The sequence below is a fragment of the Nonomuraea zeae genome, assembly GCF_005889725.1.
Lineage (GTDB): Bacteria > Actinomycetota > Actinomycetes > Streptosporangiales > Streptosporangiaceae > Nonomuraea > Nonomuraea zeae.
In genome coordinates this window covers 1-5,152 of record NZ_VCKX01000498.1, presented here as the reverse complement: position 1 = coordinate 5,152, position 5,152 = coordinate 1, and the positions used below count along the sequence as shown (strand labels likewise).

At 72.2% G+C, this 5,152-nt stretch carries 4 protein-coding genes; 1 reads left to right on the top strand and 3 read right to left on the bottom strand.

All coding sequences use genetic code 11. The annotated features are described in order from the left end of the window. Positions 1 to 162 precede the first annotated feature (162 nt). Complete coding sequence (locus ETD85_RS59905; protein WP_206059597.1) at positions 163 to 1,131, bottom strand: TauD/TfdA family dioxygenase; 969 nt, start codon at positions 1,129 to 1,131, stop codon at positions 163 to 165. A gap of 201 nt (positions 1,132 to 1,332) precedes the next feature. Between ETD85_RS59905 and ETD85_RS59900 the strand changes: the two genes are divergently transcribed. Continuing rightward, on the top strand, positions 1,333 to 2,127 hold the full coding sequence (locus ETD85_RS59900; protein WP_240780136.1) for an alpha/beta fold hydrolase: 795 nt from the start codon (positions 1,333 to 1,335) through the stop codon (positions 2,125 to 2,127). A 43-nt stretch (positions 2,128 to 2,170) separates the two neighbouring features. Here ETD85_RS59900 and ETD85_RS59895 read toward each other — a convergent pair whose 3' ends face one another. Further along, entirely contained in the window at positions 2,171 to 4,516 is a 2,346-nt protein-coding gene (locus tag ETD85_RS59895) for an aminotransferase class I/II-fold pyridoxal phosphate-dependent enzyme (RefSeq protein ID WP_138698695.1), read from the bottom strand. Then, a partial coding sequence (locus tag ETD85_RS59890; RefSeq protein WP_206059596.1) for a VOC family protein occupies positions 4,513 to 5,152 on the bottom strand: 640 nt, incomplete at its 5' end. The genes ETD85_RS59895 and ETD85_RS59890, both read right to left, overlap by 4 nt.

The window sequence follows — 5,152 nt, the reverse complement described above, 5'->3', positions numbered from 1 at the left end:
CGCGCCATCTCCAAGCACCGAGCCAAGGGTCAAGCCGACCGAACCAACCACCGAGCGGCCATCGCCATCGCCGTCCTCTCCGGCCCCGAATTGACAACCGCCCAGGCGCCCTAACTAACCGGCATTGCCGCTAGCCCGCGTCGCCGGTCCGGCGGGCCGGGGTCAGTCCGACATGGCGACCAGGACGCGGCGGTCGCCCGTGTAGGGGCGGCGGCCGTGTCCTACGGCGACGTTGTCGATGACCATGAGGTCGCCCTGCTGCCAGTCGACGTCCACGGCCATCTCCAGCCCGCGGTCGTGGACGTGGATGACGTACTCGTCGGGGATGGGGCTGCCGTCGGCGAACGTGACGGACTGCGGCAGTTCCTCGGGCGGCAGGATCTGGGCCAGCTCGCGGGCGACGTCGTCGCCGAGCGCGGCCGGATGGAAGTGGTCGGCCTGGTTGAACCAGACCGTGGATCCGGTGACCGGATGCCGGATCGAGGCGGGACGAACGGGGCTCACCATGCGCAGCCCGCCGTCAGAGGTCCATTTCCAGTCGAACCGCCCCTCTTCGAGGAACGCCTCCACCTGCGCGCGGTCGCCGGTCTCGAACGTCTGCTTCCAGCTCCGCCCCAGGCCGAACCCGTCGTGCAGGTTCTGCGAGTAGCGGACGCCGCCGGCGAATGCGTCCCGTACCTTCTCGTCGAGGGACTCCAGCCACAGCGCGCCATCGACGACGGGCGTGGCGCCGCCGGACCCCGGTGTCGTGGCGCAGTAGAACAGCAGCCGGGCGGGCCACTTGTGGCTGTAGGACAGCTCGTTGTGCATCGCGATGGTCTGCTCGCTCGGGTACTCGGTGGAGGTGTAGACGTTGCCGGCGGCGACCTTCGTCCGCGGCGACGTACCGTGCGTGTAGGCCAGCCGGTTCGGCAGCAGCAGGTCCATGACCTCGTCGAGCTCGTGCTCGCCCACCTGGAAGCCGCGGAAGACCACGACCTTGGCCTGGGTGAGCACGTCCCCGAAGTCGCCCAGCGCCGCCAGCGTGCGGCGCAGCCCGTCCGCGCCGGCCCCGGCGCCGTCGGGTCGGATCTCCATCGGCTTCCAGTCGTTGTACGCGCTCATGGCGAAGACCTCTCTGATCGGCCACATCCGGGGGCGAGTATGCGGGCCCCGCCCCCGGCCGGGCGAGCGCGTTCAAGTGCCGCCCCGCGCCAGTTGGACGGGTGTTCGACGCCCTGACGGGTCCCATGTCATGGTGAAACGCGCGCCCACGGGCGCACTCCCCCGACACCCATGAGCAGGAGGCATCGTGCCCACGCCGACCGTCATCGAGAGCGCCCCATGCCGTTCGTGAGCACCAACGGGATCCAGCTCTCCTACCAGCGTTCAGGCAGCGGCGACCCCGTCCTGCTCATCATGGGCTCGAACGCCGCCGGCCACGTCTGGACCATGCACCAGACGCCGGCGCTCAACGCGGCCGGATACGAGACGATCGTGTTCGACAACCGGGGCATCGCGCCGTCGAGCGTGCCCCCCGGTGAGTACACGCTGGCGGACATGGTGGCCGACACCAGAGGGCTGATCGAAGCGCTGGGGATCGGGCCGTGCCGCGTCGTGGGCACGTCCATGGGCGCGATGATCGCTCAGGAGCTGGCCCTGGCGTCTCCCGAGCTGGTGCGTTCGGCGGTGCTGATCGCCACCCGGTCACGGTCGGACGCGGCCAGGCGGGCGTTGGCGCGGGCGGACCGGGTGTTGCGGGAGAGCGGGGTCGAGCTGCCCGCCACGTACCAGGCCATGCGCACGGTCCTCGAGATGCTGTCCCCCGCGACGCTGAACGACGACGAGGCCGCCACCGGCTGGCTGGAGATCTTCGAGCTGATGACGGGCGCGGGCCGCGGCTCGGCCGGCCAGCTCGGCGTGGACACGGTCGGCGACCGGCGGCCCGCGCTGCGGCGGGTCACCGTGCCGTGCCGGGCCATCGCCTTCGCCGACGACCTGGTGTGCCCGCCGCACCTGGTGGCCGAGGTGGCCGACGCCATCCCGGACTGCGACCTGGTGGAGCTGCCCCGCTGCGGTCACCTGGGCAATCTGGAACGTCCCGACGCGGTGAACGCCGCGATCATCGAGTTCCTGGACAAGAACTGAAGCGAGTCCCCGACGACAGGGTTCCCGGGGCGCCGAGAACCGATCACCCGGCCTGGGCCCTGACGAAGCGGCTCAGGCGGGCGCAGCCCTCCGGGATGAGGGCGCCGGGCAGGTAGCTGACGGACAGCCGGATGGCGTGGTCGCCGCCGCCCTGCGGATAGAAGTACGACATGGGCGTCCAGAGGACCCCGTACTCCTCCGCGCAACGGGTCAGGGCGTCGTTGTCGGCGCGGAACGGTACGCGGAGCGTGAGGAAGAAGCCGCCGCTGGGCTCGTTCCAGCTCACGCCGAGCGTCTCGCGGTCGGGGAAGCACGCGGCCAGCTCCCGCAGCGTGGTGCGCATCGCGTCGCCGTAGTGGGCGGCCGTCTCGGTGTTGAGCTCCGACGTACGGCCCCGCGCGGCGAGCAGCATGCCGGCCACGACCGCTTGGCTCACCGGCGAGGTGTTCACCGTCACCATGCTCTTGATCTTGGACAGTTCGTCGGCCAGCAGCCCGCCACCCTCGACCGGCTGGTCGGCCACGGCGTATCCGACGCGGGCGCCGGGGAAGAGCGTCTTGGAGAACGAGCCGAGCTGCACGACGCGGCGCTCGCGGTCGAGGGCCTTGAGCGCCGGAAGCTGCGGGCCGGGACTGACCATCCGGTACGGGCTGTCCTCCAGGACCAGGACGTCGTACCGGGCGCACAGGGCGAGCAGTTCCTCGCGGGTGCTCAGCGGCATGGTGGCCCCGGACGGGTTGGAGTGGTCGGGCACCACGTAGAAGGCGCGGGGGCGGCGCCCGCGAGCCCGTTCGGCCAGGATGACCGCCTCCAGGTCGGCGCAGCGGAGCCCGTCCGCGTGCTCCTCGACCACGGCCGTGGTGACGTCGAGCAGGCGGGCCGCGCCGGTGATGCCGACGTAGCAGGGGCTGGAGACCAGGAGCACGTCGTCGGGGCCCGCGATGAGGGCACGGACCGCGAGCAGCATCGCCTCCTGGGCGCCGACGGTCACGACGATGGAGCTCGGCGGCACGTCGATGCCCTCGTCGGCGCGCAGCGAGGCGGCGACGAGGTCGCGGATCTGGCCGTTGGTGGGGCCGTACTGGAAGAGGGCGGAGCGGACCTGGGCGGGCGTGGCGCCGCTCTCCTCCAGATGATCGACGTAGCGGCGCAGGTGGGTGAAGACGTCCTCGGTGGCGAAGAAGCCGTCGTGGGGACGGCCGGGGGCGAACGAGATCGCGTCCGGGTAGCGGTGGGTGATCTCGTTGAGGAAGTTCATGGTGTCGAGCAACGGATCGGCGAGACTGCCGTGCAGGTCCCGCCTGCGCAACGACACCCCGCCCGGCCGCGCCACGGCCTCGGCGACCACGGCAGCCGGTTCCGTGGGGGTGAGCAGTTCGGGGCCGGCGTCGCTGGGTGAGGGGACGCCGGTGAGCAGCATCGCCTCGGCCAGTTCGTCGGTGACGACGCCGAGGACCCCGGCCACGCCGTCGGTCCCGCCCGCGGCCAGCCCGTGCAGCACGGGCCGCCCGACGAGCACGGCGTCGGCGCCGGAGGCGAGGCAGGCCAGGACGTCGGCGCCGCGGCGGACCCCGCCGTCGATCAGCACGGCGCAACTCCCGGACACCGCGCCCGCGATCTCCGGCAGCACGTCGAACGTCGCCGGCGCGCCGTCGAGCTGCCGCCCGCCGTGGTTGGACACGATGACGCCGTCGGCCCCGGCCTCCCGCGCCCGCAGCGCGTCGGAGCCGGTCAGCACGCCCTTGACCAGGACCGGCAAGGAGCTGATCGAGCGCAGCCACCCCACGACGGACCAGTCGAGCGCGGCGTCGAACTCGGCGAGCGCGTGCTCGCCCGGCGCGGAGAAGCCGGTGCCCGTGAGGTTGGCCGGCTCGACGCCTGGCGGCAGCAGGAAGCCGTTGCGCAGGTCACGAACCCGGCGGCCCAGTCTGGGGGCGTCGGCGGTGAGCACCAGGGCCTCGAAGCCGGCCCGCTCGGCCCGCTCGACCAGCCGCCGGGTGCTCGTACGGTCGCGGAAGCAGTAGACCTGCAGCCACAGCGGCGCGGTGGCGGCCGCGGCGATGTCCTCGAAGGTGCGGGAGGCGAAGGTGCTCACCACGAACGGCACGCCGGCGCGGGCGGTGGCGACCTCCCCTTCGGGGTGGGCGAGCGTGTGGTACGCCATGGGCGCGACACCCACCGGCGCGCCCCACACCCGGCCGAGAACCTCGGTCTTGGTGTGGGGCAGGCCGAGGCCGGTCAGGACGCGGGGCCGCAGCCGTACGTGCTCGAAGGCCGTGAGGTTGGCGGCCAGCGTGCGCTCGGCGCCGGCCCCGCCCTCGACAAAGTCCCAGACGGCCGGGCCGAGCCGCTCGCGCGCCGCATCGGCGTAGTCCGTGAGGGTGATCATCCGGCGCTCAGGCGGTCACGCTGGACGGCCTCGTACAGCGCGCGGATGTTGGAGCTGCCGAACCCGCGCGAGCCCAGACGCTGGATGAGCTCGTAGAACAGCGTGTTGCGCTCGTACGGGGAGCGGCTGAACAACTGCAGCAGTTGCCCCCACTCGTCGTGGTCGGCGAGCACCTGCGCCTCCTGGAGCTCGGCGATGCCGTACCGGCCCTCCTGGAAGGTGTCGGCGAGCCGCTCGTAGTAGGCGGCGGGCGTGGTCAGGAACTCCACGCCGCCTTCGCGGCAGTCGCGTACGGCCGCGATGATGTCCTCCACGAGAAAGGCCAGGTGCTGCACCCCGGGCCCGCCGTTGCGTTCGAGGAACGCGTCGAGCTGCCCGCCGTCCTTGCCCGGGTCGGGCGCGACCAGGGTGATCGTGACGCGTTCCGATGAGCTGCGCACGACGATGGAGTCCATGGCCTGGCCGCCGGTGTCGACGTACTCGGAGGAGTAGCGGGAGAAGCCGTAGGCGTCGCGGTAGTAGTCGGCGTACTCGCCGAGCCTGCCTCCTTCGACGCAGACGGCCACGTGGTCGAGGAGCTTGATGTGGCCGTCGCCGTCGGCGGGGAGGCCCGGGGTGGGCACCCAGTTGCGGCCG

What these genes read in the sequence shown, in the direction of transcription:
- ETD85_RS59905 (WP_206059597.1), bottom strand. Translation starts at nt 1,131, where the DNA reads ATGTGGCCGATCAGAGAGGTCTTCGCCATGAGCGCGTACAACGACTGG.
- ETD85_RS59895 (WP_138698695.1), bottom strand. Translation starts at nt 4,516, where the DNA reads ATGATCACCCTCACGGACTACGCCGATGCGGCGCGCGAGCGGCTCGGC.